Annotated in this window: 26 protein-coding genes and 1 pseudogene; 13 read left to right on the top strand and 14 right to left on the bottom strand. The window is 67.9% G+C overall.

Features of this window, described 5'->3' with window-relative positions; all coding sequences use genetic code 11:
- Window positions 1-210 precede the first annotated feature (210 nt).
- From ACIGHN_RS09610 to ACIGHN_RS09590, 5 genes and pseudogenes are all read left to right on the top strand, one after another.
- On the top strand, window positions 211-624 hold the full coding sequence (locus ACIGHN_RS09610) for a YciI family protein (RefSeq protein ID WP_056171577.1): 414 nt from the start codon (window positions 211-213) through the stop codon (window positions 622-624).
- A gap of 29 nt (window positions 625-653) precedes the next feature.
- The gene (locus ACIGHN_RS09605; protein ID WP_396504184.1) at window positions 654-1,193 is read left to right on the top strand and encodes an SRPBCC family protein; all 540 of its coding nucleotides are present in this window, start codon (window positions 654-656) and stop codon (window positions 1,191-1,193) included.
- Window positions 1,194-1,258: 65 nt separating this feature from the next.
- Window positions 1,259-1,666: a VOC family protein gene (locus ACIGHN_RS09600; protein ID WP_396504183.1), complete on the top strand. Its 408-nt coding sequence runs from the start codon at window positions 1,259-1,261 to the stop codon at window positions 1,664-1,666.
- A 19-nt stretch (window positions 1,667-1,685) separates the two neighbouring features.
- Window positions 1,686-2,657, top strand: a pseudogene (locus ACIGHN_RS09595) (RNA polymerase sigma factor); the annotation flags it as partial.
- A gap of 251 nt (window positions 2,658-2,908) precedes the next feature.
- Complete coding sequence (locus tag ACIGHN_RS09590) at window positions 2,909-3,433, top strand: GFA family protein (protein ID WP_396504182.1); 525 nt, start codon at window positions 2,909-2,911, stop codon at window positions 3,431-3,433.
- A gap of 177 nt (window positions 3,434-3,610) precedes the next feature.
- On the opposite strand, the gene ACIGHN_RS09585 is transcribed toward ACIGHN_RS09590, so the two are convergent.
- On the bottom strand, window positions 3,611-4,114 hold the full coding sequence (locus tag ACIGHN_RS09585; protein WP_396504181.1) for a reverse transcriptase-like protein: 504 nt from the start codon (window positions 4,112-4,114) through the stop codon (window positions 3,611-3,613).
- A gap of 55 nt (window positions 4,115-4,169) precedes the next feature.
- A complete protein-coding gene (locus ACIGHN_RS09580; protein WP_396504180.1) occupies window positions 4,170-4,439 on the bottom strand; it encodes a DUF3297 family protein in 270 nt (89 codons plus the stop codon).
- A gap of 172 nt (window positions 4,440-4,611) precedes the next feature.
- Between ACIGHN_RS09580 and ACIGHN_RS09575 the strand changes: the two genes are divergently transcribed.
- The 4 genes from ACIGHN_RS09575 (at window position 4,612) to ACIGHN_RS09560 (ending at window position 9,923) form a co-directional block, all read left to right on the top strand.
- Window positions 4,612-5,091, top strand: coding sequence for a sigma-70 family RNA polymerase sigma factor (locus ACIGHN_RS09575; RefSeq protein ID WP_396504179.1), 480 nt, complete (start codon window positions 4,612-4,614; stop codon window positions 5,089-5,091).
- A 14-nt stretch (window positions 5,092-5,105) separates the two neighbouring features.
- On the top strand, window positions 5,106-6,155 hold the full coding sequence (locus tag ACIGHN_RS09570; RefSeq protein ID WP_396504178.1) for a FecR family protein: 1,050 nt from the start codon (window positions 5,106-5,108) through the stop codon (window positions 6,153-6,155).
- A gap of 87 nt (window positions 6,156-6,242) precedes the next feature.
- Window positions 6,243-8,690, top strand: coding sequence for a TonB-dependent siderophore receptor (locus tag ACIGHN_RS09565; RefSeq protein WP_396504177.1), 2,448 nt, complete (start codon window positions 6,243-6,245; stop codon window positions 8,688-8,690).
- A 15-nt stretch (window positions 8,691-8,705) separates the two neighbouring features.
- Window positions 8,706-9,923 (top strand): PepSY-associated TM helix domain-containing protein, encoded by a 1,218-nt coding sequence (locus tag ACIGHN_RS09560; protein WP_396504176.1) that lies wholly within the window; start codon window positions 8,706-8,708, stop codon window positions 9,921-9,923.
- An 18-nt stretch (window positions 9,924-9,941) separates the two neighbouring features.
- Here ACIGHN_RS09560 and ACIGHN_RS09555 read toward each other — a convergent pair whose 3' ends face one another.
- Window positions 9,942-10,586, bottom strand: a complete 645-nt coding sequence (locus ACIGHN_RS09555; RefSeq protein ID WP_396504175.1) for a PolC-type DNA polymerase III — start codon at window positions 10,584-10,586, stop codon at window positions 9,942-9,944.
- 228 nt (window positions 10,587-10,814) lie between these two features.
- On the opposite strand from ACIGHN_RS09555, the gene ACIGHN_RS09550 reads away from it, so the two are divergent.
- On the top strand, window positions 10,815-11,099 hold the full coding sequence (locus ACIGHN_RS09550) for a hypothetical protein (protein WP_396504174.1): 285 nt from the start codon (window positions 10,815-10,817) through the stop codon (window positions 11,097-11,099).
- A gap of 64 nt (window positions 11,100-11,163) precedes the next feature.
- Here the strand turns inward: ACIGHN_RS09550 and ACIGHN_RS09545 are convergent, their stop codons facing one another.
- The 7 genes from ACIGHN_RS09545 to dinG all read right to left on the bottom strand — a co-directional run bounded on the left by ACIGHN_RS09545 (window position 11,164) and on the right by dinG (window position 17,219).
- Window positions 11,164-12,528 (bottom strand): PHB depolymerase family esterase, encoded by a 1,365-nt coding sequence (locus tag ACIGHN_RS09545; RefSeq protein ID WP_396504173.1) that lies wholly within the window; start codon window positions 12,526-12,528, stop codon window positions 11,164-11,166.
- A 38-nt stretch (window positions 12,529-12,566) separates the two neighbouring features.
- Window positions 12,567-12,995, bottom strand: a complete 429-nt coding sequence (locus ACIGHN_RS09540; protein WP_056171770.1) for a hypothetical protein — start codon at window positions 12,993-12,995, stop codon at window positions 12,567-12,569.
- 176 nt (window positions 12,996-13,171) lie between these two features.
- A complete protein-coding gene (locus tag ACIGHN_RS09535) occupies window positions 13,172-13,435 on the bottom strand; it encodes a hypothetical protein (RefSeq protein ID WP_396504172.1) in 264 nt (87 codons plus the stop codon).
- A 74-nt stretch (window positions 13,436-13,509) separates the two neighbouring features.
- Window positions 13,510-14,016 carry a pyridoxamine 5'-phosphate oxidase family protein gene (locus tag ACIGHN_RS09530; protein ID WP_056410764.1) on the bottom strand — a complete coding sequence of 169 codons (507 nt, stop codon included), beginning with the start codon at window positions 14,014-14,016 and terminating at the stop codon, window positions 13,510-13,512.
- Between the two features lie 118 nt (window positions 14,017-14,134).
- Window positions 14,135-14,620 (bottom strand): macro domain-containing protein, encoded by a 486-nt coding sequence (locus ACIGHN_RS09525; RefSeq protein ID WP_396504171.1) that lies wholly within the window; start codon window positions 14,618-14,620, stop codon window positions 14,135-14,137.
- 6 nt (window positions 14,621-14,626) lie between these two features.
- On the bottom strand, window positions 14,627-14,986 hold the full coding sequence (locus ACIGHN_RS09520; protein ID WP_396504170.1) for a zinc ribbon domain-containing protein YjdM: 360 nt from the start codon (window positions 14,984-14,986) through the stop codon (window positions 14,627-14,629).
- Window positions 14,987-15,035: 49 nt separating this feature from the next.
- Window positions 15,036-17,219 (bottom strand): ATP-dependent DNA helicase DinG, encoded by a 2,184-nt coding sequence (gene dinG, locus ACIGHN_RS09515; protein ID WP_396504169.1) that lies wholly within the window; start codon window positions 17,217-17,219, stop codon window positions 15,036-15,038.
- A gap of 161 nt (window positions 17,220-17,380) precedes the next feature.
- On the opposite strand from dinG, the gene ACIGHN_RS09510 reads away from it, so the two are divergent.
- On the top strand, window positions 17,381-17,668 hold the full coding sequence (locus tag ACIGHN_RS09510; RefSeq protein ID WP_396504168.1) for a hypothetical protein: 288 nt from the start codon (window positions 17,381-17,383) through the stop codon (window positions 17,666-17,668).
- A 168-nt stretch (window positions 17,669-17,836) separates the two neighbouring features.
- Here the strand turns inward: ACIGHN_RS09510 and ACIGHN_RS09505 are convergent, their stop codons facing one another.
- Window positions 17,837-18,214 carry a hypothetical protein gene (locus ACIGHN_RS09505; protein WP_396504167.1) on the bottom strand — a complete coding sequence of 126 codons (378 nt, stop codon included), beginning with the start codon at window positions 18,212-18,214 and terminating at the stop codon, window positions 17,837-17,839.
- A gap of 28 nt (window positions 18,215-18,242) precedes the next feature.
- Here ACIGHN_RS09505 and ACIGHN_RS09500 point away from each other — a divergent pair, with 28 nt between their 5' ends.
- Entirely contained in the window at window positions 18,243-18,710 is a 468-nt protein-coding gene (locus ACIGHN_RS09500) for a hypothetical protein (protein ID WP_396504166.1), read from the top strand.
- On the opposite strand, the gene ACIGHN_RS09495 is transcribed toward ACIGHN_RS09500, so the two are convergent.
- The 3 genes from ACIGHN_RS09495 to ACIGHN_RS09485 all read right to left on the bottom strand — a co-directional run bounded on the left by ACIGHN_RS09495 (window position 18,707) and on the right by ACIGHN_RS09485 (window position 22,128).
- Window positions 18,707-20,587, bottom strand: coding sequence for a radical SAM protein (locus tag ACIGHN_RS09495; RefSeq protein WP_056411601.1), 1,881 nt, complete (start codon window positions 20,585-20,587; stop codon window positions 18,707-18,709). The two genes, ACIGHN_RS09500 and ACIGHN_RS09495, sit on opposite strands and share 4 nt — an antisense overlap.
- Window positions 20,588-20,826: 239 nt before the next feature.
- Window positions 20,827-21,375, bottom strand: a complete 549-nt coding sequence (locus tag ACIGHN_RS09490) for a gamma carbonic anhydrase family protein (protein WP_396504165.1) — start codon at window positions 21,373-21,375, stop codon at window positions 20,827-20,829.
- A gap of 99 nt (window positions 21,376-21,474) precedes the next feature.
- Complete coding sequence (locus ACIGHN_RS09485) at window positions 21,475-22,128, bottom strand: TetR/AcrR family transcriptional regulator (protein ID WP_056410779.1); 654 nt, start codon at window positions 22,126-22,128, stop codon at window positions 21,475-21,477.
- A 139-nt stretch (window positions 22,129-22,267) separates the two neighbouring features.
- Here ACIGHN_RS09485 and ACIGHN_RS09480 point away from each other — a divergent pair, with 139 nt between their 5' ends.
- Window positions 22,268-23,344, top strand: a complete 1,077-nt coding sequence (locus ACIGHN_RS09480; protein WP_396504373.1) for an MBL fold metallo-hydrolase — start codon at window positions 22,268-22,270, stop codon at window positions 23,342-23,344.
- Window position 23,345 lies beyond the last annotated feature (1 nt).

The following is a 23,345-nucleotide window of genomic DNA, read 5'->3' as shown; positions in this document are numbered from 1 at the left end:
CGATGCATACGGCTGCGGCCGGTAACCATTTGCACGGCTTGGCAGATACGCCACAGCAGCCCCTTGCGCAGGGGCGCGCAGAGTTTTTTTCTACGTAGAAACCCGCAATCTGCCGACAGCGTGTCGATCTGGCGCAGGTTCGTTCGTCGTGCAGATGAAGGCCAGCGATTCGCTGCGGCCCGCACCCCGAACCCTTGCCAGGAGAACCCCATGCGATTCATGATCATCGTGAAAGCCACCGCCGAGTCCGAGCGCGGCGACATGCCCACCGAACCCCTGATGGCCGCCATGGCCCGCTACCACGAGGAGCTGGCGCAGGCCGGCGTGCTGCTGGACGGCAGCGGCCTCAAGCCCAGCGCGCAGGGCTGGCGCGTGCACTACGGTGCCGCCGGTGCACGGACCGTCACCGACGGCCCGTTCACCGAGACCAAGGAGCTCATCGCGGGGTACACGCTGATCCAGGTGCGCAACCGCGACGAGGCGCTGGAATGGACGCGCCGCTTCCCCAACCCCCGCGGCGAGGGCCTGGCGGCCGAGATCGAGGTGCGCCCCCTGTACGAGATGGAGGACTTCGCCGCCGTGCAGGGCGTGGAGCACTTTCGCGAACTCGAAGCCCGCGGCTGACACGACCCGCCAGCCCCGGAGCCATCACCATGATCAAGACCATCGCCCTCGTGCTGCTCGCCGCCCTGGCGCTGCTGCTGGCCTACGCTGCCACCCGCCCCGACACCTTCCGCGTGGAACGCAGCCGTGTGATCACGGCGCCGCCCGAGCGCGTCTACGCACTCATCCAGGACCTGCGCCAGTTCAACACCTGGAATCCATACGAACGCAAGGACCCCGCCATCCAGGGTGAGTACAGCGCCACCACCGCCGGCCCCGGCGCGCGCTACGCCTGGCAGGGCGACAAGGTGGGCACCGGCAGCATGGAGATCGTGGAGGCATCGGCGCCCCACCGCGTGGGCATGAAGCTCGACTTCGTCAAGCCCTTCGAAGCCCACAACCAGGTCGAGTTCACGCTGCAGCCCGAAGGTGCGGGCGCCACCCGCGTCACCTGGGCCATGCAGGGCCCCGTGCCCTACCTCGCCAAGATCGCGCACCTGGTCTTCAACATGGACCGCATGGTGGGGCAGGACTTCGAGGACGGCCTGGACAACCTGCAGGCCGTGGCGCTGGGCCAGCTCGCAGCGTGAAACCCGCCACCCCTTTGCCAAAGCTTTCGTTTCCCTTTACCTTCACACCCCTTCAGGAGCCTCTCATGCACCAACAAATCTTCGTGAACCTGCCCATCGAGAACATGGCCCGCTCGCAGGCGTTCTTTCGCGCACTGGGCTACGAGTTCAACCCCGACTTCACCAACGAACAGGGTGCCTGCCTGGTGGTGGGCGAGAACCTTTTCGTGATGCTGCTGGTCAGGGACTTCTACCAGACCTTCACCAGCAAGGCGATCGCCGATGCGCGCACCACGTCGGAAGTGCTGCTGTGCTTCTCATGCGACAGCCGCGAAGAAGTCGACGCCCTGGTGGCCAAGGCCGTGGCGGCCGGCGGCACCTCGCCCCGCCCGGGGCAGGACCTGGGCTTCATGTACTCGCGCAGTTTTGACGACCTCGATGGCCACAGCTGGGAGTTCGTGCACATGGTGGATGCCAGCAAGGCGCTGGGCTGAGCGTTCACCGAGGCCGCCGATGCACGACCCCCGCAGTCCCGATGCCGATGCCCTGCACCGCACCATCGATGCCGTCTGGCGCATCGAGGCCGCCCGCATCATCGCCAGCGTGGCGCGCATGACGCGCGACGTGGGGCGGGCCGAGGAGCTGGCGCAGGATGCGCTGGTGGCCGCGCTGGAGCACTGGCCCGCCACCGGCCTGCCCGCCAACCCGGCGGCATGGCTCATGACCACGGCCAAGCGCCGCGCCATCGACCACCTGCGCCAGCAGGCCCTGCAGGCGCGCGAGCACGAGGCGCTGGGCAAGGACCTGGAGGCGCTCGAAGCCCAGTACGCGCCCGACGTGGTGGACACGCTGGTCGCCGCGCAGCAGGACGATATCGGCGACGACCTGCTGCGCCTCATCTTCACCGCCTGCCACCCGGTGCTGCCCACCGAGGCGCGCGTGGCGCTCACGCTGCGGCTGCTGGGGGGCCTGACCACGGCCGAGATCGCACGGGCGTTTCTGGTGCCCGAGCCCACAGTCGCGCAGCGCATCGTGCGGGCCAAGCGCAGCCTGTCGGCCGCCCACGTGCCCTTCGAGGTACCCGGCGAGGCCGAGCGCGCGCCGCGCCTGGCCTCGGTGCTGGAAGTCATCTACCTGGTCTTCAACGAAGGCTATGCCGCCACGGCGGGCGACGACTGGATGCGCCCTGCGCTGTGCGGTGAGGCCCAGCGCCTGGTGCGCGTGCTGGCCAGCCTGGTGCCCGACGAGCCCGAGGTGCAGGGCCTGGTGGCGCTGCTGGAGATCCAGGCCTCGCGCCTGCCCGCACGCACCGATGGCGAAGGCAAACCCGTGCTGCTGATGGACCAGGACCGCGCGCGGTGGGACCAGCTGCTGGTGCGCCGGGGCCTGGCCGCCCTGGACAAGGCCGAACAGCTGGCGCGCGCAGGCCTTGCCTGGGGGCCCTACGCCCTGCAGGGCGCCATCGCCGCGTGCGGAATTCGAGCGTGCAGCGGGCCTCACGCGCAACGCGCAGGAGAAGGCCCTGCTGCTGGCGCGCGCGGGTGGCTGACAGGCGTCGCGCTGCATGCGTCCATCCCAACCCCGCCCGTACGCACCTCGAACCCGCCACGCAGGCGCTCAGCGGCGGTGGTGTCAGCGTGTGCGTTGACCGCGTGATTTTGTGGCGCGTTTTCGCCAGAATGGGGCCATCCCCGGCCATCCCCGGCCATCCCCGGCCATCCCTTCATCGCTGCGCCATGACACACCCTGACACTGCGTTGTTTCCCCTGGAAGGCGGCTGCGCCTGCCGCCATGTCCGCTACCGCATGCTCACCGCACCGCTGTTCGTGCACTGCTGCCACTGCCGCTGGTGCCAGCGCGAGAGCGGTGCGTCGTTTGCGCTGAACGCCATGATCGAGACCGAGCGCGTGGCGCTGCAAGTGGGCGCGGTCGATCTGGTGGACACACCGTCGGACAGCGGCTTCGGCCAGAAGATCGCGCGCTGCCCGCACTGCCGCGTGGCGGTCTGGAGCCACTACTCCGGCGCGGGCCCGCTGGTGGCCTTTGTGCGCGTGGGCACGCTGGACGCGCCCGACCTGCTGCCGCCCGACATCCACATCTACACCCAGTCCAAGCAGCCCTGGGTGGTGCTGCCACCCGACGTGCCCGCCGTGCCTGAGTACTACGAGCGCGACGCCCACTGGCCGCCCGACAGCCTGGCACGCCGCCAGGTGCTGCTGCCGAGGATCACGGCGTACCGGGAGGCGCTGGGGCTGGATTGAGGGTGCCTGGGGTTCCGCATACAGAACGCGTGCACGCGGAACTTTTCTTCACTCCCTCTCCCCTCGCGGGAGAGGGCCGGGGAGAGGGGGTGCTTGATCGGGGCAGTGCGCCGAACTCCCCCTCTCGCTCCCCCGAGGGAAGAGGGAACAAGGCACGGACTTGCAGACGGCGCGCCCTCACCGCCGCTTCTGTCGTTTCTTCTTCGTGCGGGTGTGATGCCCCGCAGACGGCTTCGGCGCCAACCCCAGCGCGCCACGTGCCAGCGCATCGGCCTGACCGTTGCGATGGCGTGGAATCCACTGCACGCTCACATCGCCGCAGGCCTGCATCATCGCGCGCACTTCATCGAACAAGCCTGCCAGCCTGGCGATGGGAGGCACCCGCGGACTCCCGGCGGGGCTGGTGGTGCCCAGCTGTTCCACCAGCACGCTGTTGTCGCTGTAGGCCATCACGGCGCGGCCGGCAGCGCCACCCTGGCTTTGCAGCCAGCGCAGCGCCAGGGCCAGCGCCCGCAGCTCGGCCTCGTTGTTGCAGCCGGTGAAGGTGGTGGCCTCGGACAGCTGCTGCGCCACCGTGCCATCGGGTGCACGCACCACGGCACCCAGGCCCATGCGCCCCGGGTTGGGCACGGCGCTGCCGTCGCAATGGATCACCCAGGGAGCGCCGTTGTCGTCAGGCATGGGGAAAAAAGACGCGCGGCAGATCCCGGCGCGGCGCAGCCGCGCGGGCCCCGTGTCACTTGTAGAAAGCCTCGACCTTGCCTTTGAGCTTGATCATCAGCGGGTGGCCCTTGCGGTCCACCGTCTTGCCCGCAGGCACCTTCACCCAGCCCTCGCCGACGCAGTATTCCTCCACATCGGTGCGGTCCTTGCCGTTGAAGCGGATGCCGATGTCATGCTGGAACACCGCAGCCACGTGGTGCGGGCTGCGCGGGTCCACGCTCAGGTGGTCGGGGAGTGCGGGACGGTCGGTGGCGGTCGTGGCGGCTGGCGTGGTGTCGGTCATGCGGTGGTCTGGTTGCAAAGCAAAAGCGCGTATTTTCTTTGATTCGCGGCGGGCCTGCGAGATGCCCCATAACGTTGAGGGCATGGCGATACAATTGTGAATAATTCTCATTCGTTACGACACGGGCCCTATGCCAGCCGCCGAATCTGCCCTGCAGCAGGAATTGCACGCTATGTACAGCAAGCACCATGGCTGGCTGTTTGGGTGGTTGCGTGCGCGCATGGGCTGCACGCACAACGCGGCCGACGTTGCGCAGGACACCTTCGTGCGCATCATTGCCTCGCGCGATGCTTTGACGGGCATGCGCGAGCCGCGCGCCTATCTCACCACCACGGCCAAGCGCTTGCTCGTAGACCGTGCTCGCCGCCAGCAGGTCGAGCAGGCCTACCTGGCCGAGCTGGCGCACGCCGCGGGTGCCGCAACCGGCCACCACTCCCCGGAAGACACGCTGATGGCGGTGCAGGCGCTGGTGCAGATCAGCACGGCGTTGCAAGGAACACCAGCCAAGGCGCGAGAAGCTTTTGTTCTGCATTACCTCGACGGTGAGAGCCATGCCAGTGTGGCGGCACGCCTGGGTGTGTCCGATCGCATGGTGCGCAGGTACCTGGTGCAGGTTCTGCTGCAGTGCCGTGCCAACGGTGCCCCGGTCTGATCGCGGGCATATCCATGCGCACCCCTATCCCTGATCCTGTCGCTCAGGAAGAGATGGCCCGCCAGGCTGCCGAGTGGATCGTTCAGCTCACGGCCGATGGTGCAGACGAGCGGGATCGGGCCCGGCGCGGTTTTGAGGCCTGGAAGGCCACGGACCCCCGGCATGCGGCCGCCGCGGCCGAGATGGAATCCCTGCTGGGCCAGGTCCGGTCTGTGCGTGAACGTGCCGGTGGTTCCCCCCAGCCCACCCAGGCTGTCAAGGCCGCCTTGCGCGCCGGCTTGGCACGCCCGCGCAGCGGTGCGCGGCGTGTTGGTGTGGTCATGGCCTGCGCGCTCGCCGTGTCGGCCTGGTGCGCGCTGCAGGCTTGGCCTGCTGGCTATCTGCTGGCGGGCCTGCGAACATCCACGGGACAGTGGCAGTCCCACATCCTGGCCGACGGCAGCCACCTTACCCTCGGCAGCGCAAGTGCAGTGAATGTCCGCTATCGTGCGGGCGGCCGCACCGTGGAATTGGTGCAGGGCGAGATACTCGTGGACGTGGCCCGCGACGGCCAGGCGCTTGCCGGTCCGCGCCCCTTCGATGTCGAGACGCCCGAGGGCCGCATCCGCGCGCTGGGCACCCGTTTCGCTGTGCGTCGCATGGATACGGCCGAGGGGCCGGTCACCGAACTCACCATGCTGGAGTCTACCGTCGCAGTGCAGCAGGCTGATGGCCACCCAGCCGGCGGCGAGGGTACCCGCGTGCATGCTGGCGAACGCGTGCGCATCACCCGCCACGGCGTCGGCGCAGTGCAGCCCGTCGATGTACGCAGCGCCGCGCAGGCCTGGGCCGCGCACCAGCTGGTGGCCAACGACCGGCCGCTGTCCGAGGTGCTGAACGAGCTGGCCCGCCACCGTCCCGGTCACCTCCGCTATGACCGCAGTGCCATCGAGGGCATCCGCGTTTCGGCCGTGCTGCCACTGGACGACACCGACCAGGCTTTGCAACTGCTGCTCACCAGCTTCCCGCAGCTGCGCGTGCGCACCCTCACTCCCTGGCTGGTTCTGGTAGACGTCCAGTCCTGATTTTTTTGGATTTTTGGGAGTTTCCGGTTCCGCTGTGGCGTTCTCGTGCGTCATGCAGTGAACAACGTCACCCCTGGAATCCCTTCTATGCTCTTCACCCTCCCCGCACGCCCGGTTCTGAGAGCCCGGCTCGCCCCTTTGGCGCTGCAGATGGCCCTGGCCGGGCTGGCGGCGGCCGCGTTGCCCGTACAGGCGCAACCTGCCGCCCAGGCAGCGCGGTCTTACGACATTCCCGCCGGCCCCCTGGCGGAGGCGCTCAACCGATTTGCCCAGCAGGCGGGCGTGGCGATCGCGGTGGACGCGGCGCGTGTGCAGGGCCTTCGCACCCCGGGCCTGCAGGGCAGCTACGGTGTGGAGGACGGATTCTCCGAATTGCTGCGAGGCAGTGGCCACGCCATCGGCCGTACGCCGGCGGGCTATGTGCTGGTGGCCGCACCGCAAAAAGCCGGAGTACAAGACTCTCTGCCTGTCGATGCGGGAAAGACGCTTCCCCAGGTGCGCGTCACCGCCGCCGCCGAGGTAGAGACGGCCACCAGCCCGCTGCGCGGCTACACGGCCACCCGTAGCGCCACCGCCACCCGCACGGACACCCCGCTGATCGAGACGCCGCAATCGATCTCGGTCGTGGGCAGCCAGCAGATGCAGATCCAGCACGCGCAGACGCTGCAGGACGCCCTGGGCTACACCGCCGGCATCGCCTCCGGGGCTGCGGCGATCAACCCCAGCCAGGGTGATTCGTTCTTCCTGCGCGGTTTCCAGGCCGACATGCAGTTCGGCAGCTTCTACCGCGACGGCATGCGCTACATGGCCAACATCTACAACGGCAAGCAGGAACCCTATGGCCTGGAGCGTGTGGAGTTTCTCAAAGGCCCATCGTCCATCCTCTACGGCGCCGCGGCACCGGGCGGAGTGGTCAACACCGTGACCAAGCGGCCCCAGCGCGAGGCCTACCGCGAAGTGAATCTCGAAGTGGGAAGCCACCAGCGCCGCCAGGTGTCGGCCGACCTCACGGGCCCCATCGGCGCCGAAGGCGTGTGGTCCTACCGCCTCACGGCCCTGGCACGCAAGAGCGACACCTTCATCGACTTCGGCCGGGACGACCGCATCTATGTGGCGCCAGCGCTCACCTGGCGCCCGTCGGCGGCCACTGCGGTCACGCTGCTGGCCAGCCACCAGAAGTCGCGGCAGAGCGATGCCGGCACCTTGCCCATCATCGGTACTTTGCAAGACCACCCGCTTGGCGAGATTCCCCGCAGCCGCTACCTTGGTGAGCCGGGCTACAACCGTTTCGACACCACTATCAGCACCCTGGGCTACGTCGTCGAGCACGCGCTATCGGACACCCTGCAACTGAGCCACGCATTGCGCCGTTTTCAGTCCAGCCTGGACTCGAACTACTTCCTGAGCGGAGGCTGGGTGGCCGGGCCGACTCGCCAGAGGCTCGCCCGCCAGTCGCGCGTGCACGACGATCACACGGCTGTGCTCACCACCGACACCCACCTGCAGTACCGCTTGGGCAGCGGTGCCGTGCAGCACACGCTGCTCGGCGGCGTTGACTATGCCCGCTCCGAATACGACACCGTGCGCGAGCGCGGCACGCTGGCGCCCATCGACGTCTTCGCTCCCGTTTATGGCGCGCCCTTCACCACCAGCACCTGGCGGCATCTGAAGGACAACCGGCGCCAGTTCGGCGTCTACCTGCAGGACCAGATCAAGATCGACGGCCGCTGGGTGCTGCTGGTGGGCGGGCGCCACGACCGCTTCCGCAACGACGATGTCTTCAACGGCGCAGGCCAGACGCAGAAGAACACCGCCACCACCGGTCGCGCGGGTCTGGTCTACCTGACCGATAGCGGGTTCGCGCCTTACCTGAGCATCAGCCAATCGTTCAACCCTACGGGCGGCACCGACCGATCGGGCAAGTCCTTCGCGCCCGACAAGGGCCTGCAGTACGAAGCCGGCGTTCGCTACCAGCCCGAAGGACGCGATACCTCCGTGTCGGCTGCCGTTTACCAGCTCAAGCGCAAGAACGTGCTCACGCCCGATCCGGTAGAGCCGGGCTTTTCCGTACAGACCGGCGAAGTGGTGTCGCGCGGCCTGGAAATCGAAGCGCACACCCGCCTCGGTCAGGCCGTGCAGCTGATGGCCGCCTACACCTACACCGACGCGCGCGTGGCCCGCAGCAATGTGCCCGGCGAGGCCGGTGGGCGGTTCTTTGCGTCGCCCTACCATGTGGCCTCGCTTTGGGCGGACTACCGGCTGGGCAACTGGGGGCTGCCCGGTTGGACACTGGGTGCGGGCGTGCGCTACGTGTCCGCCAAGCCTGGCAGCGCGGCCAGTGCCAGCACCGGCGTGCCAGGCTACACCTTGGCGGATCTGCGGCTAGGCTATGAACAGGGTCCGTGGCACTACGCAGTCAACGTGAGCAACCTGGCTGACAAGCGCTACATACCTTCGGTCTGCTACAACGGTGTCACCGGCTGCGACTACGGCGCGCCGCGTTCGGTGGCCGCCAGCGTCGCTTACCGCTGGTAGCAAAGAGTGGCTGGAGTGCGCGTCCTGGCTGGGCGGCTGCACCGCTGGGCAGGCTTGGCAACGGCGTTGTTTCTCGCTGCGGCGGGCCTTACGGGCAGCGTGCTCGCTTTCAAGAACGAGCTCGAGGCCCTGCTCAACCCGCAGCTGTTTCAGGTCGCAGTGCCGCACGGTTCAGACACGGTTCGCAGCCTGCAGGACCCGTTCGTGCTGCGCGAGCAGCTGCAGCAGCGTTACCCCGCGGCACGGGCAGACTACCTGGGCTTTCCGCAGCCGGGTCACTCGCTGATGTTCTTCCTCATGCCGCGGCCCCACGCCATCTCGGGCGATCCCATCGTGCCCACGCGGGATCAGGTTTTTGTCGACCCGTACACCGGAGCGGTACTGGGCGACCGGCAATGGGGCGTGTTGTGGTCCGAAGGCCGATGGCACGCCGAAAACCTCGTGCCCTTCGTCTGGCGCCTGCACGAGGCATTGGCCCTGCCGCATCCGTGGGGCAAGTGGTTCATGGGCGCCGTCGCGCTCGTGTGGACGCTCGACTGCTTCACAGGCCTGTGGCTGACCTTGCCTCGGGGCCAGCCATTTCTGCGCAAATGGCGTCCGGCATGGGGCATCAAGCGCGGTGCCTCCGCCTACCGCTTCACACTGGACCTGCACCGTGCATTCGGCTTGTGGCTGTGGGTTGCATTGCTCGTGTTCGCCTGGTCCAGTGTCATGCTCAACCTGCGCGAGGCTGTCTACCGCCCGGTGATGTCGACCGCTTTTTCTTTCCAGGACGAAGCGCGGCAGCGGCCGCCCCGCCTGCCTTCGCCGCGGTGGGAGCCCGGGCTGGACTGGCGCGTGGCGCATGCCCGCGCGCGCGACAGCCTGCAGTCGCTGGCATCGAGCCAGGGGTTCCAGGTGCTGCGTGAGGACAGCCTGTGGTACCGGCCCGCCCAGGGTGCCTACCTGTACCGCACACGCACTAGCTGGGACCTGCGCGACGAAGTGGGCCGCTCCGATCTCTGGATCGACGGGGACACCGGGGCGGTGCTGCTCACGAACTTCGAGGGCCGGGGACTGGGAGGCGACCAGGTATCGGCCTGGCTGCGCGTGTTGCATACCGGAGAAATCGGGGGCCTGGCCTACCGCATTGCCGTGGGCTTGGTGGGTGTCGTGGTCGCCATGCTCAGCGTGACCGGCATCATGGTCTGGGCCCGCAAGCGCCGTGCAAGGGCGCACGGCCGCTCTGATTGACCAGCGTTGGCGGAACGATCACGTGGGCGGCACGGCCTGCAGCGCGGTAGGCGCACTCTCGCCATGCTGCGCCAGCAGTTTTCCTATGCCCGGCTTCGCACAGCGCTGCAACGCCATCAGCAGCGCATGGCCTGGTTCGGCCACGCGCCACTGGGTGCGCAGGTCGTGCTGGATGCGCGCCAGCAGCGCGGCGGCCATCTCGGCATCGGCCAGCGCCCGGTGGGCGTGGCCGGTGCGCGGCAGGCCGTGGTAGTCCACCAGCGTCCCGAGCTTGTGGCTGGGCGCCTGGGGATACAGGCGGCGCGACAGCAGCACGGTGCAGGCGAACGGGTGCGGTGCGGCAACGCCAGCGAGTGCCAATTCTGCCTGCCAGAACTTGCTGTCGAACGACGCGTTGTGCGCCACCATGGGCGCGTCGCCCACAAAACGCGCCGCGTCGGCCATGACGCCTGCGGCATCGGGCGCCGCGTTCACCATGGCGTTGGTGATGCCGGTCAGTTGCGTGATGAACGCCGGAATCCACGCGCCCGTCTTCATCAGGCTCTGAAACCGGTCCACCACCTGGCCTTTTTCCAGCAGCACGATGGCGACTTCGGTCGCGCGTGCACCCTGGCCGGGCGAGACGCCGGTGGTTTCAAAGTCGATGACGGCGATGGGGGGCATGGGGGTGGAGGCGAAAAGGAAGGATTGTGCCCCCCGTGCTGGCTACACGTTCCGCCAGCCCATGCGTGCTTTGTGCCTAACCCCCGGATGTCTGGAGTGCGGCTTTGTGCTGGGCCCGGCGTGGCGCCGTGTAATCGCTTGTCATCGCCATTCCGATCTCGCCTGCCTACATTGGCTCTCCGGGCCTGGCACGTCGCCGGGCTTTCCTCAACTTTCAGGAGATCCTCTATGCCTATTACCGTCAACATCGCCCAAGATTCCACTCGGGAGATCGATCTTGGCAATTCCACCGGCATGCGCATTGCCGCCCCTGTCGCCCAGGCCAGCGTGCATGTGGACTACCAGCATCCAGCCGGCTCCGGCAACTACAGCAGCGCCATCAAGGGATCAGCCGGTTATGGCAATCCATTCACCGTCCTTGCTGGCGCAACCAAGAACGTTCTCAAGAGTGATCTGGAATCCGAGCATGTCAGGGTCGGCGCCCGGAATGCCAACATCACCGTGACCTATTGAGGCAGCTGCAGCCCGTCGCCAAGACGCGGCGCGGGCTCTCGCACCCGGGGCATGTGCCCCGGTGTCAACCCTGGGGCGCGAGCCGCTGCTCCAGAAAGAACCGCAGCATCTCGCCCGTGGCATCCACCCCGCGCGGGTCGGTGTGGCTGCCCTGCGCTTTGCCGCCGGCCCAGGCGTGGCCCGCGCCGTGCAGCACCCAGTGCTCTGCGATCACTGCGCCGGTACCCCCTGCGCCATCCCTGGTCGTCGCACGGCGGCGGTGCACGGTGCGCGTGTAGCCCTGCCCGCTGGCAGACCGGCCTGGCTGCACGCTGGTGTCCAACGCCGCCGCACCGCCAGCCACGGCGCCCAGTGCGGCTTGCACCACCTGCTCGCCATTGCGCGCACTGACCGTGGGGTCGGCATCGCCATGGAAGACGATCACCGGTGTGACCGGCTGGCCCGGTGCTGCCGCCGCGGTGCCGCGGGGGTTGGGCTTGGCGCCCGTCTTCATGGCCGACAGTGCGCCCATCACGTTGTGTGCTGCGCCGGCCGAGAGGCCCGAGTGCACGCCCACGGCGGCGAACACGTCGGGGTACTCGCGGCCCAGCAAGGCGGCCATGGCGCCGCCGGCCGACAGGCCCGCGACGTAAACACGCGCCGCGTCCACCGGGTGGCGTGCCATCACGTCGCGCACCATGGCCACCAGCAGTGCGGGCTCGCCGCTGCCGCGGCGCTGGTCTTCGGGGCGGAACCAGTTCCAGCAGCCGTTGGGGTTGGCGCTGTTCGGCTGCGCGGGGTACAGCACCAGTGCGTGGGCGGGTGCGGCAGCGTGGTTCATGCCGGTGCCGGTGGCAAAGTCCGTGGGGTTTTGCGTGCAGCCATGCAGCATCAGCACCAGGGGCATGGGCGTGCCGGTGGCCGCGCCGGGCGGCACGTACAGGTGGTAGTGGTGCAGGTTGTGCGGCGCGCCGGGGTGGCTGAAGGCCACGCGGGTGAAGCTGCCCGGTGCCTCGGCGCTGGCGGAGTTGCGCGCCGGTCCAGCCTTTGAGGGGCCCGAGGGCGTTGCAAAGTGCGCAGTGGATGGAGCGCTGGCTGGGCTGGCTTGCCCGGTGCTCGCGCTCTGGCGGCCTGTGTGGTCGGTGGCGGCGCGGCCCTCGCCGGGGCGGGTCTCTCGCTCGATGACCACGGCGTCTTCCACATCCTGCGCCACGCCGGTGCGCCACGGCGTGGCGGTGCGAAAGCTGGCACCGGGCGCTGGCGGCTGCCCCGCGGTGGTGCTGGGGGCGGGGGCATTCGGTGTGCCGGGGGTGCCTTGCGCCGCGGCAGGCGCCGTCGCTGGTTGGCCCAGCGCCTGTTGAATGGCCCGGGTGGCATCCGCCAGATGGCCGGTGCGCACCAGCTGGGTGGCTTCACCCATCAGTTGCTTGAGTTTGTGGTTCCAGTCCATCGGGGTTCCTTGGGGTTGTGGGGTGGGCGGCGCTGCCGTCAGTGGATGCGCCCGGCCAGCGCCGCCTTGACGGCGGTGCTGGCATGAAAGGCCCCCAGCACCGTGACGGAGGCGATGGTGGCCTCCGCCAGCGGGGCGGGTACGTCGTTATCGATGCTGACAAGGCCCAGCACGCGGATCTCCAGCACCTGCCCTGCCGCCTGCACGGCTTCCAGCTCGGCGCGGCCGAATCGCTGCAGACCGAGCACAAGCATCTTGCGGGCCACCACCTGCCGCACGGCGTCGCCCTGGGCGGTCAGCTGGTTGCGGATGGCGGTGCGGATGAAGTCCGTGCGGTTGGCATAAAAGCCTTCGGACACCAGCAGGTCGATGTGGCCCAGGTCCACGAACCCCAGGTTGATGGTGATTTTTTCCGAATCGGGGACTTTGCCGCGCACGGCCACGGGTGCAGGTGGGGTGGATGCCATGGTACTCTCGGTTGTTGATTTACCATCCATATGGATGTTTTTTGGATGGTGTATGGATGTCAATTGGATGGCTTCGACATCTTTTCAAGTGCTCGTCCCCAAATAAAAAAGAGCCCGTAGGCTCTTTTCGTAGCGGGTCATGGAAACCCCGATGTGGAGCGCTGCTCGGCGCCGCCTCAGCCCGCGCCGCGGCTGCCGCCGCCACCGGTGCTGCCTGCGGCACCCCGGCGCGACTGCACCTGGTTGCCGCTGCCGATGTGGGCGTCGCGGTCGTGGCGGCTCTCGGGGGAGCGGCGGCCCTGGTTCAGCTGCGTGGCGGGTTTGTCGCCGGTGCTGTTGTGGGCCTGGGCGACCTTGCCGGAGCCTTCGTTGTCCTGGATGGTGCGATCGGCGTCGGTACTCATGTCGCCATCGTCACGGCGGTTTTCCTTGCTGCTCATAAAGCCTCCTGGGTGTTGGTGCTGGATGTGGGTGTGCAGAGGTGGCGCGCCGGCGGTGCGGCAGCGCCTGCGGATCAGGACAGGGTCAGTTCCTTGTGCTCGCCCAGCTCGCGCGGGGGCTCGCCGGTGACGGCCGCCTTGGCCATCTTGAACAGCTGGACCATCTTGCTTTCCTTGACGTCCCAGTACTCGGCGTGGCGGATGCGCACGGCCAGCAGGGCCAGGTCGGCATCGTTGTAGCCGCCCGGAAACCAGGCCTTGGCCATGGGCGACCACAGCGCTTCCTTTTGCGCCAGGTCATCGATGAAGCGGGCCTGGCCCGACAGCGAGACATAGCTGTCATCGCCCGGGTCGGCGTACGACACGTTGACTTCGCCATCGGTCAGCAGGCGCTCGTACAGCTCGCCGGACTTGGAGATGAAGAAGTACAGCTCGTTGTGCTCATCGATGCTGCGGTTCTGCGTGGTGAGCGGGTGTGCGTGCAGCATGCCCGACGCGGTGCGGTGGGTGAGCATCCCGAAGCGGATGTCCTTGATGAGTTTCCACAGGGTGTCGTGGGCGGGTGTGCTGTTGCTAGGCATGAAAGGGCTCCAGTGCGATGAGGTATGAAGCGACTGTCGGCCCGTTGGCGTGTGCCCGGCGTCGTCTGCCTGCCCGCCTGTGCGTGGGCGCTTGTCTGACATGCGCCGCAGCCCCGCGTCAGCGCCGCGCGGTGTACTTCACGATGGTCACTGCAGCCGCGTAATCCACGCTCTCAAGACTCTGCAGCATCCACTGCAGCGCCTGGTCTGCGCGGGTGCCGCCGGTCCCGCCGCCGATGATCGGAAACGCCACCGACCCGAAGCCATGCTGCTGAACCAACGCCATGGCCGTCAGCACGGACTGCTGGATGGAGCGCTGCGACGACACCCACCACAGGCTGATACCCGCCACGTGGATGATGCCCTGGTGGGGCAGCCGGCCTGCCCCCGTCAGCACGGCACCGCCCAGCGGTATGGGGCCATGGCGGGCCAGCTCGCGAAACGGCTGGTACCCGGCCCGCCGCTTGATCGCGCCCGAGACGCCCTGCGGCAGCAGCAACCACCACGGGATGATGTTGCGGTTCCAGGCGTTGACGATCACGTCGGCGTGCTGGTCCAGCAGGTCGCCCTCCACCACCTTCACTGCCGCGGTGCTGCGTTGCACAGGGGCTCACGCCTTCTTCAGAAACTCGGACTTCAGCAGCATGCTGCCCAGGTCCGTCTTGCAGTCCACGTTGTGGCCGTCGGCGCCGTCCACCAGGCGGATGCTCTTGATCTTGGTGCCCTTCTTGAGCGTCGATGACGAGCCCTTGACCTTGAGGTCCTTCACCAGGATCACCGCATCACCGTCGGCCAGGGGGTTGCCGTTGGCATCGCGCACGGTGGCGTCGCCCGCGTCCGCAGCCTCTTCGTCGGCGGCTGCAGCGGCCTGGGGCCACTCCAGCCCGCAGTCGGGGCACACGTACAGGCTGGCGTCGGGGTAGGTATTCTCCTGGCCGCATTGGGGGCAGGCGGGGGTGGTGTGGGGCATCGGGGTGTCAGGTCAGGGAATCGGTGGATGGTCGTCGGGGCTATTGGCGCTACAGCGGCGCACGCTGCTGCAGTGCAAAGGGCGGCAGGCCCTTGAGCAGGCGCTGGCCGTAGCTCGTGCGCATCAGGCGCTTGTCGTAGCAGTACACGTGGGCCTGGTCGTCTTCGGTGCGGATGGCGCGTCCCACCCATTGCGCCAGGCGGATGGCGGTGGCGGGCACCACCAGTTCGCTGAACGGGTCGCGCCCCACGGCGCGCAGCCATTCGGCGCGGGCTTCGCCCACGGGGTCGTCGGGCGGGGCGAACGGCAGCTTGGTGATGAACACCGACTCGCACAGCCGCCCGGGCAAATCCAGCCCTTCACCGAAGGACTGCATGCCGAAGATGACCGAGGGCTCGCCGTTCTCCACCCGCTCGCGGTGGCGCTTGAGCAGCTGCGTACGCGGCAGCGCGTTCTGCACCAGCACCACGCTGCGCATGGCGGTGGGCAGCGCATCCACGGCCTGGCGCATCTGTTCGCGCGAGGTGAACAGCACCAGCGCGCCGTATTCCACGCGGGCGATGTCGTGCAGCAGCGCATCGACCATCTCGGCCGTGAACTGCGCGGCGTTCTTGGGGTCGGCGCGCGTCTCGGCCGCGATCAGCGTGCCCTGCGCGGCGTAGTTGAAGGGGCTCGGCACCTCCAGCGTGGTCGTGGTCTCGTCGCCGTGCAGGCCCGCTTCGCGCAGGAAGAAGTCGAAATTGCCGCAGCTGTTGAGCGTGGCCGACGTGAGCACCGCGCCGCGCACCGCGTTCCACAGGTGGTTGCGCAGAGTGGTGCCCGGCAGGATGGGGCTGGCGTGCCCCTTGACCACGATGAAGTCGCCGTCGACCTCCAGCGTGAACCACTTGGCGGCCGGCACGAAGCTGCGGTCGGCGCCCGGCGGAGCATCCTGCAGCAGCAGCTGCGCGGTGGCGTGCAGCTCTTCCAGCCGCGGCGCGAGCATGCCGATCTGCGCGTACAGCGTGGACAGGCGCTTGGCCTCTTCCGGCTTGTCGCGCATCTCGGCCCGCAGGGCCTTGCTGATGGCGCGCAGGGCCTCGAGAAACCCGTCGGCGCTGGCGGCCAGCAGGCCCAGCGGTGCGATGAGCGGCTCGGGCAGCTCGCCGCGCGGCACCCGCACGCGCGCCGGGCCCCAGGTGTCCTTCTGGCTCTTGAGCGCCGCGCCGTACACGTCCATCACGATGCGCGCCAGGTCCTGCAGCGTCTGGCGCAGCTGCGCCGCGTGGCGCGGGATGTCGGCAATCTCTTCGACCTCCAGCAGCGCACCGATGCGCAGGCCCCGGCTGGAGAGGCGGTCGATCCAGGTCAGGCGCGACATGTCCATGCTGCACGCGAACTGCTGCAGCGCTGTGGCGGGCAGGTGGTGGGCCTCGTCCAGCACCAGCAGGCAGTTGTCCAGCTCGGGCAGCACGCGCGCGCCCAGGGACGACAGCAGCAGGTCGTGGTTGGCCACGATGACTTGTGCGCCCACCAGCTCCTTGCGCTTGTCGTAGTAGGTGCACTGGCTGAAGGCGGGGCAGTGCTTGCCGGTGCACGATGCGCCCTCGGCCGCCACGGGGCTCCACACCTCGGGCTCGGGCGGGGTCTCCAGGCTGTCGCGGTCGCCGTCCCACGCGCCCTTGGCCAGGGTCTGCGCCATGGCACCGTAGAACTGGATGCGCGCCTCGGTCTCCTGCCGCGGGCGCTTGGCGCGGGCGGCGGCTTCTTCTTCGGCAAACAGATCGTCGTCGTCGTCGGATTCGTCCTCGGCCTCGCCCGTGCCCGCCAGGCGGTCGAGCTTGAGCTTGCACACATAGCGCCCGCGCCCCTTGGCCAGCGCGAACTTGAAGGGCTGGGGCATGAGCGCGGCCAGCGCGGGCAGGTCCTTGTTGACCAACTGCTCCTGCAGCGCCACGGTGGCGGTGGAGATCAGCACCCGCGTGCCGCGCGACAGCGCCAGTGCAATGGCGGGGGCGCAGTAGGCCAGCGACTTGCCCACGCCCGTGCCGGCCTGGATCACCGCGATGGCGCGCGTGGGCGCGGCGGCGTCGCCGTCTTCGCTGTCCACCTTGCCCAGCGTGGCAGAGCTGAATGTGTGCGCCACCTGCTCGGCCATGCGCCGCTGGCCGGTGCGGCTGCGAAAACCCGGGGTGGCCTGCACCACCGCATCGAACGATTCAAGGGCCTGCGCGGCCCACACCTGTTGAGACATACAGTAGTGTCGCATGCCGCGCGGGCCGCAGATCGGTCACCGCCCCGCGCCGGGTGGGCGCACCCGCCTACATGGGCGCGCGATTGCGCTGCATAGCATGGTGCATCGGCCTCTCAGGCCGCCCCGTCGCAGCGCGACGCCCACCAGTATCCGGAGGCTCCATGGCCCAATCCCCTAGCCAAGAAAAAGACGTCACCCCATCCGCCCCCGTGCCGGCCCGCACCGAGCGCCGCACGAACACCACCAACCCGACAGAGCAGCCCGGAAGCGGCCCTGAAGACCTGGGTGGCCCGGAGGCCCGCCTGCCCCACGAACGCGACCAAGCCACCGACATGACCGACGGCGAACGCCATCCGGAGATCGAGCAGGCGTACAAGGACGTCAAACGCGGGCTGCAGGACACGGACCGCGGGGTGCCTGCGCACAACGCGTATCAAAAGCAGAAGTGAGAGCCTGACGCTGAGGTGCTACAAATTAAATAGCTGCTAGCGCAGTACAGACGAGCGGTAGGGCCGGTTTTTATCGTTAATTGACCAATGCACTGCCTTGTGTGCAGGGGTGCAACCTGCCGCTTGGTGGCTTGGATGGTGGCTGTAGCGCTGGGGGTGGCGCTTGGGTTATTCCTGCTGCTTGTCGCTGTCGCACTGCGTGCACACCAGGAACTTGAAATCCGTACCGCACGTCAGTGTGCCGATTCCCCCCGGTCTGATCGTCCAGCGGCACTGCTGCAGCGACTGAACCAGCGTGCCTTGAACGTAGCAAGGTGCGAGGTCATGCTCGTCGTGGATGGCGCGGCTGCTCACGACTGCCGCACGGCGGAAGAAATTCTCGATGCGCGCAGGGTCAAGATTAATGTCCGACGGCTGGCACGTGGCCGGACTTTCCGTTTGGAAAGAGCCGATGTCTATCGAGCTGATACCGCTGAAAATGCTGTTGTAGAAAACGGCAACCAGCAGTGTCAAAACGGCCAGTGGCAAAGCGTATCGTGTGATCATTTTTCTAGTCGGTGTGCACCTGACGGCTTTGAACGCCTTGCCCTGCCATCCGGATTCCACGGGCAAAGAAACCAAGCTGCTTGGTAGATTTTTGAAGCAGTGGACGCGACGACCTTTGATTCTCGAACCCGAATGGAATGGGCGTGGGGCTATGGGCTGGGTTGACCGGATAAACCGTTATTTTCTCGACGCCATGGCGCGGCGCCGCACGCGCGCAGGTGTTGTTGCCAGCCCAACAATGCTACCTCTGTCGTCTGAGCTCATGCCCCAACTGGTTCGGCTCGATCTGCTCTCGCACGACGCCTTGATCGGTGAAACCTGGGTTCTGCTGGGCACGCTGGCGGACGGCAGGCAAGCCGCCATCGCAGAGACCGATGCTGGCTGGCAGGCCATGCGGGACACGCTCAACAGTAGCGGCCGGCTGAACGAAGCCCTGCATCTGTCAGAGCTGCGGTTGTTGGCGGACCCACACCGCAAGCCCCTGAACCTGATTTAGCCCCGCTCCCGCAGCGCCCGCTCGATCCGATCCCGCCGCACCGTCGTCTTGGGCACCTTGAACGGGAACCACATGCGCACGTCCTCTTCCACCCCGATGCCGTGCATGTAGTTGTAGATCGCCTTCTTGAGGCCCGCGCCCAGCGCATCGTGGTCCACGCCCGTGGGGTCGATGAAGGCCACGTCGTTCTTCGCAAAGTCGCCCGGTGGCAACGGTGCCAGCGTCACGCCGTACTCCTCGGGGTTCTTGCCGACGGGTGAGTGCACTGTGCACGCAAAGCGGTGGAAGAACCCGCTCTGGATGCAGCCGTTGGCGAACAGCTGGCGCACGTATTCGAGCGCGTCCACCGTGTCCTGCACGGTCTGCGTCGGAAAGCCGTACATCAGGTACGCATGCACCAGGATGCCTGCGTCGGTGAAGGCCTTGGTCACCCGCGCCACCTGATCCACCGACACGCCTTTTTTCATCAGCTGCAGCAGCCGGTCGGATGCGACTTCAAGCCCGCCCGATATCGCGATGCAGCCGCTGTCAGCCATGAGCTCGGCCAGGTCGGGCGTGAAGGTTTTCTCGAACCGCACATTGCCCCACCAGCTGATGCCGGCGTTGCGCGCGATCAGCTCGGTCGACAGGGCTTTCAGGGCCTTCGGCGGCGCGGCTTCGTCCACGAAGTGAAAGCCCGTCTGCCCCGTCTCGCGGACGATGGCCTCGATGCGGTCGGCCAGCACCTCGGCGCTCGCGCCCTCGTAGCGGCTGATGTAGTCCAGGCTCACATCGCAGAAGCTGCACTTCTTCCAGTAGCAGCCGTGCGCCACGGTGAGCTTGTTCCAGCGCCCGTCGCTCCACAGCCGGTGCATGGGGTTGAGCATGTCCAGCAGCGACAGATAACGGTCGAGCGGCAGGCCGTCCCAGGTGGGCGTGCCCACTTCGGCGAAGGCCACGTCGGCTTCCATCATGTTGATGTACTGCACCGCGCCATCGCCGCCCTCGCCGTCGTTGCGCACGAAGGTGCGCACCAGGCGCTGGCGGCCGCGCTGGCCCTGCAGGTGCTCCAGCAGTGCGAGCAGCGGGCGCTCGCCCGCGTCCAGCGTCACGAAGTCGATATGGTCGAACACACGCGGGTCGGCCAGCTCGCGCAGCTCGGTGTTCACAAAGCCGCCGCCCAGCACCGTGGCGATGTGCGGCCAGCGGGCCTTGACGGCCTGCGCGATGCGAAACGCCGCGTACACGGACCCTGGAAACGGTACCGACAGCAGCACCACCGTGGGCTGGTGGCGCTCGATGGCCTCGTGCGTAAGCTGCACCAGCAGGTCATCCACCAGCGTGGGCGGTGCGGCCAGCGCCGTGGCCAGCGGGTCGAACGTGGGCTGGCTGCCCGCGAGCGACTCGGCGTAGCGCACGAACTCGAAGCGCTCGTCCACCGCGTCGCGCAGCACATCGGCCAGGTCGTTCAGGTACAGCGTGGCCAGGTGCTTGGCCTTGTCGTGCAGTCCCAGCGCACCGAACGCCCAGCCCAGCGGGTCGCCGCCTTCGTCGTCCACGTACACGTCCAGCGTCGCAAAGCGCGGCCCCTCGGGCAGGTAGTGCCGCCCGGCGATGCGGTGCGCCAGCGTGCTGTCGCGGCCTTGCAAAAAGGCAATGGCCGGGCCGATGGTGGCCAGGTAGCGGTCCTGCTGCGCGGCAAACGACTGCACGGCCGGGCTGCGCTGCTTGGCAGGTAGGGCCGCCACGCGCGCCGCCACGTCCTTCAGGCCGTCGGGCGACAGAAGCCGCAGCACCAGGGCCAGCGCCAGGTCTTCCTGGAACGCGGTGATGCCGCGCGAGCGCAGAAAGCCCGTGAGGTACGCGGTGGACGGATAGGGCGTGTTCAGCTGCGTCATCGGCGGGATGACGGCGAGCACGCGCGTGGGGGTGGGGGAGAGGGCGGCGGCAGGCATGGTGGGGGCCGCCATGGGGCGGATGCCGATTATCGGCGCAGGCGAAAGACATTGGCTGGGTGCACACATCGCGATGCGATCGCGGAACGGGCTGGCCAGCGGCAACGCTGGCTGGTGCGGGCATCGTGATGCGTGTGGACCCGCGGGGGCGCCTGGGCGGCGGGACCCTGTCCGTCCGGTGGCTAGGTCCCCATCGCGGTGCCGCCCGCAAGGTAGTTGTTCTTCACCCGCACATAGTGCTCGGCCGAGTATTTGAGGTACGCGATCTCAGCCTCGGTCAGCGCACGCTGGCGCACCGCGGGCCAGCCAATGTAGAGGTAGCCGCTTTCCAGCACCTTGCCGGGCGAGACCAGGCTGCCAGCACCCAACATCACGCGGTCTTCGATCACCGCGTCGTCCATGACGATCGAGCCCATGCCGATCAGGCACTCGTCGCCGATGCGGCAGCCGTGCAGGATGACCGAATGGCCGATGGTCACGTAGTTGCCGATGACGAGCGGCGAGCCCTCGGGCTTGGCTGGATTGCGGTGCGACACATGGCCCATGGTCAGGTCCTGCACATTGCTGCATTCGCCCACCACGATGCGGTTCACGTCGCCGCGCAGCACCGCGTTGCACCACACCGAGCTGTCGCGGCCCAGGGTGACAGCGCCGATGACCTGGGCGGAGTCGTGCACGAAGACGCCGGTATCGACGGTGGGGAAGGTATCGAGGTAGGGGGCGAGGGGCATGGTGGCGCTGCGGGTGGGTGGATGAAGAGACCGGTGGAGCGGCGAGCGTAACGGCTCGCGGTTTCAAAAAGGCAGGATCAAGGCGCCATCAAAACGACTTCAAACGGCTGCAGCGCCCTGGCGCGGCACGGCATAAAAGCCCAGGAACATGTCCACCGCATCGCCCAGCACCTGCTGCTGCTCGGGCGCGGTGAGCGGCGCGCCGCCCATGGCCAGCTGGGGCCAGAAGGCGAAGGACTTGACCATGCCGTGCAGCTGGTGGGCGGCGTACTGCGGGTCCACGCCCGCGCGCAGCGCCCCGTCCTGCTGCGCGGCGCGGATCCAGCGGGGCAGGCCCTCTTCCTTCTCGGACAGGCGCGCCACCATGGCCCGGGCGCGCTCGGGGGTGTGCATCATCTCGGCCATCGCCACGCGCGACAGGTCGATGAAGCTCGCGTCGTTGAGCAGCTCCATCTTCTGGTCCAGCACGGCCAGCAACTGCGCGCGCAGCGGCTGGTGCGCGTCGTAGGCCACGTCGGGCAGCGAATGGCTGCGGTCCCACAGGTGGTCCAGGATGGCGCCGAACAGCTCGTCCTTGCTGGGAAAGTGGTTGTACACCGTGCGCTTGGACACCTCGGCCGCCGCGGCCACGCGGTCCATGCTGGTGCCGTTGAAGCCATGCTCGCGGAACTCGCCAATGGCGGCCTGCACGATGGCCTCGCGTTTGCGGTCGGTCAGGCGGGTGGGGGCAATCACGGTGGCAGGCTCGGTCATCGCCCCATTTTACACCGGGGAGTTTACTTTTTATAAAAGTGAACTACACTGTGCAGTGCACTTTTCGGAAAAAGCACTTATGCTTCGCCGTATTCCACGAATTCCCCGCATCTTTCTCATCCTTACCGTCGTCACCGCCATGGCCTACAGCATCCTTTCCTGCACCTCCCTGCCGGCAACATCGTATGAACAGTCGCCCCAGCAGGTGGACGGCAAGTTCCGCAACGCCGCGCCGCGCCAGGCCCCGGGTTTTGCCAAGACGATGGGCATCATGTGGCGCTTCATGACCGACAAGCCCGCCGATGCGGTGCCCGCAAAGCCGCCCCAGGTGCTGCCGCTCACCCAGGCCGACCTGCTGGCCGCGCCGGACCTGAGCCTGTGGCGCCTGGGTCACTCGACCATGCTGCTCAAGCTGCAGGGCCAGTTCTGGCTGACCGACCCGGTATTCTCCGAGCGCGCCTCGCCGTTTTCCTTCATGGGCCCCAAGCGCTTCCATGCGCCGCCCATCGCCATCGACGAGCTGCCGCCCATCACGGGCGTGGTGCTCTCGCACGACCACTACGACCACCTGGACCACGCTGCCATCCTGCAGCTCGCCCCCAAGGTCGCGCACTTCGTCACGCCGCTGGGCGTGGGCGACCGCCTCATCGCCTGGGGCGTGCCCGCGTCCAAGGTGCAGCAGTTCGACTGGTGGCAGGGCACCACCATCGCCGGCCTGAAGCTGGTGGCCACGCCCGCACAGCACTTCTCGGGTCGCACGCTGTCGGACGGCAACCGCACGCTGTGGGCGTCTTGGGTGATGCAGGCCGGTGAAGGCGCCAGCGCGACGCGCATCTTCTTCAGCGGCGACACGGGCTACTTCGACGGCTTCAAGGCCATCGGCGAGCGCTTCGGCCCGTTCGACCTGACCATGATCGAGACCGGCGCCTACGATGCCCAATGGCCCGACGTGCACATGCAGCCCGAGGAAAGCCTGCAGGCCCACCTGGACGTGAAGGGCCGCCACCTGATGCCCATCCACAACGGCACGTTCGACCTGGCGCTGCACGCGTGGACCGACCCGTTCGACCGCATCACCGCGCTGGCCGGCAAGGCAGGCGTGCCGCTGGTGGCGCCCGTGATGGGGGAGCGGCTGGATATTCTGCAGCCTGCGCTGTCCAAGCAGTGGTGGCGCGGGGCGGCGGTGGACGCAGGCGCGGGCACTGCAGCGCGGTAGC

Source organism: Acidovorax sp. NPDC077693 (assembly GCF_044542805.1).
Taxonomy (GTDB): Bacteria; Pseudomonadota; Gammaproteobacteria; order Burkholderiales; family Burkholderiaceae_C; genus Acidovorax.
This window is presented reverse-complemented; position numbering and strand designations above follow the sequence as displayed.

Coding starts and splice junctions, on each gene's coding strand:
- ACIGHN_RS09510 (WP_396504168.1), top strand. CDS start 17,381: ATGGCCCAATCCCCTAGCCAAGAAAAAGACGTCACCCCATCCGCCCCC.
- ACIGHN_RS09540 (WP_056171770.1), bottom strand. CDS start 12,995: ATGGCATCCACCCCACCTGCACCCGTGGCCGTGCGCGGCAAAGTCCCC.
- ACIGHN_RS09520 (WP_396504170.1), bottom strand. CDS start 14,986: ATGCCCCACACCACCCCCGCCTGCCCCCAATGCGGCCAGGAGAATACC.
- ACIGHN_RS09480 (WP_396504373.1), top strand. CDS start 22,268: ATGGCCTACAGCATCCTTTCCTGCACCTCCCTGCCGGCAACATCGTAT.
- ACIGHN_RS09555 (WP_396504175.1), bottom strand. CDS start 10,586: ATGCCCCCCATCGCCGTCATCGACTTTGAAACCACCGGCGTCTCGCCC.
- ACIGHN_RS09610 (WP_056171577.1), top strand. CDS start 211: ATGCGATTCATGATCATCGTGAAAGCCACCGCCGAGTCCGAGCGCGGC.
- ACIGHN_RS09590 (WP_396504182.1), top strand. CDS start 2,909: ATGACACACCCTGACACTGCGTTGTTTCCCCTGGAAGGCGGCTGCGCC.
- ACIGHN_RS09490 (WP_396504165.1), bottom strand. CDS start 21,375: ATGCCCCTCGCCCCCTACCTCGATACCTTCCCCACCGTCGATACCGGC.
- ACIGHN_RS09575 (WP_396504179.1), top strand. CDS start 4,612: ATGTACAGCAAGCACCATGGCTGGCTGTTTGGGTGGTTGCGTGCGCGC.
- ACIGHN_RS09495 (WP_056411601.1), bottom strand. CDS start 20,587: ATGACGCAGCTGAACACGCCCTATCCGTCCACCGCGTACCTCACGGGC.
- ACIGHN_RS09565 (WP_396504177.1), top strand. CDS start 6,243: ATGCTCTTCACCCTCCCCGCACGCCCGGTTCTGAGAGCCCGGCTCGCC.
- ACIGHN_RS09570 (WP_396504178.1), top strand. CDS start 5,106: ATGCGCACCCCTATCCCTGATCCTGTCGCTCAGGAAGAGATGGCCCGC.
- ACIGHN_RS09550 (WP_396504174.1), top strand. CDS start 10,815: ATGCCTATTACCGTCAACATCGCCCAAGATTCCACTCGGGAGATCGAT.
- ACIGHN_RS09545 (WP_396504173.1), bottom strand. CDS start 12,528: ATGGACTGGAACCACAAACTCAAGCAACTGATGGGTGAAGCCACCCAG.
- ACIGHN_RS09530 (WP_056410764.1), bottom strand. CDS start 14,016: ATGCCTAGCAACAGCACACCCGCCCACGACACCCTGTGGAAACTCATC.
- ACIGHN_RS09585 (WP_396504181.1), bottom strand. CDS start 4,114: ATGCCTGACGACAACGGCGCTCCCTGGGTGATCCATTGCGACGGCAGC.
- dinG (WP_396504169.1), bottom strand. CDS start 17,219: ATGTCTCAACAGGTGTGGGCCGCGCAGGCCCTTGAATCGTTCGATGCG.
- ACIGHN_RS09505 (WP_396504167.1), bottom strand. CDS start 18,214: ATGATCACACGATACGCTTTGCCACTGGCCGTTTTGACACTGCTGGTT.
- ACIGHN_RS09600 (WP_396504183.1), top strand. CDS start 1,259: ATGCACCAACAAATCTTCGTGAACCTGCCCATCGAGAACATGGCCCGC.
- ACIGHN_RS09580 (WP_396504180.1), bottom strand. CDS start 4,439: ATGACCGACACCACGCCAGCCGCCACGACCGCCACCGACCGTCCCGCA.
- ACIGHN_RS09605 (WP_396504184.1), top strand. CDS start 654: ATGATCAAGACCATCGCCCTCGTGCTGCTCGCCGCCCTGGCGCTGCTG.
- ACIGHN_RS09485 (WP_056410779.1), bottom strand. CDS start 22,128: ATGACCGAGCCTGCCACCGTGATTGCCCCCACCCGCCTGACCGACCGC.
- ACIGHN_RS09535 (WP_396504172.1), bottom strand. CDS start 13,435: ATGAGCAGCAAGGAAAACCGCCGTGACGATGGCGACATGAGTACCGAC.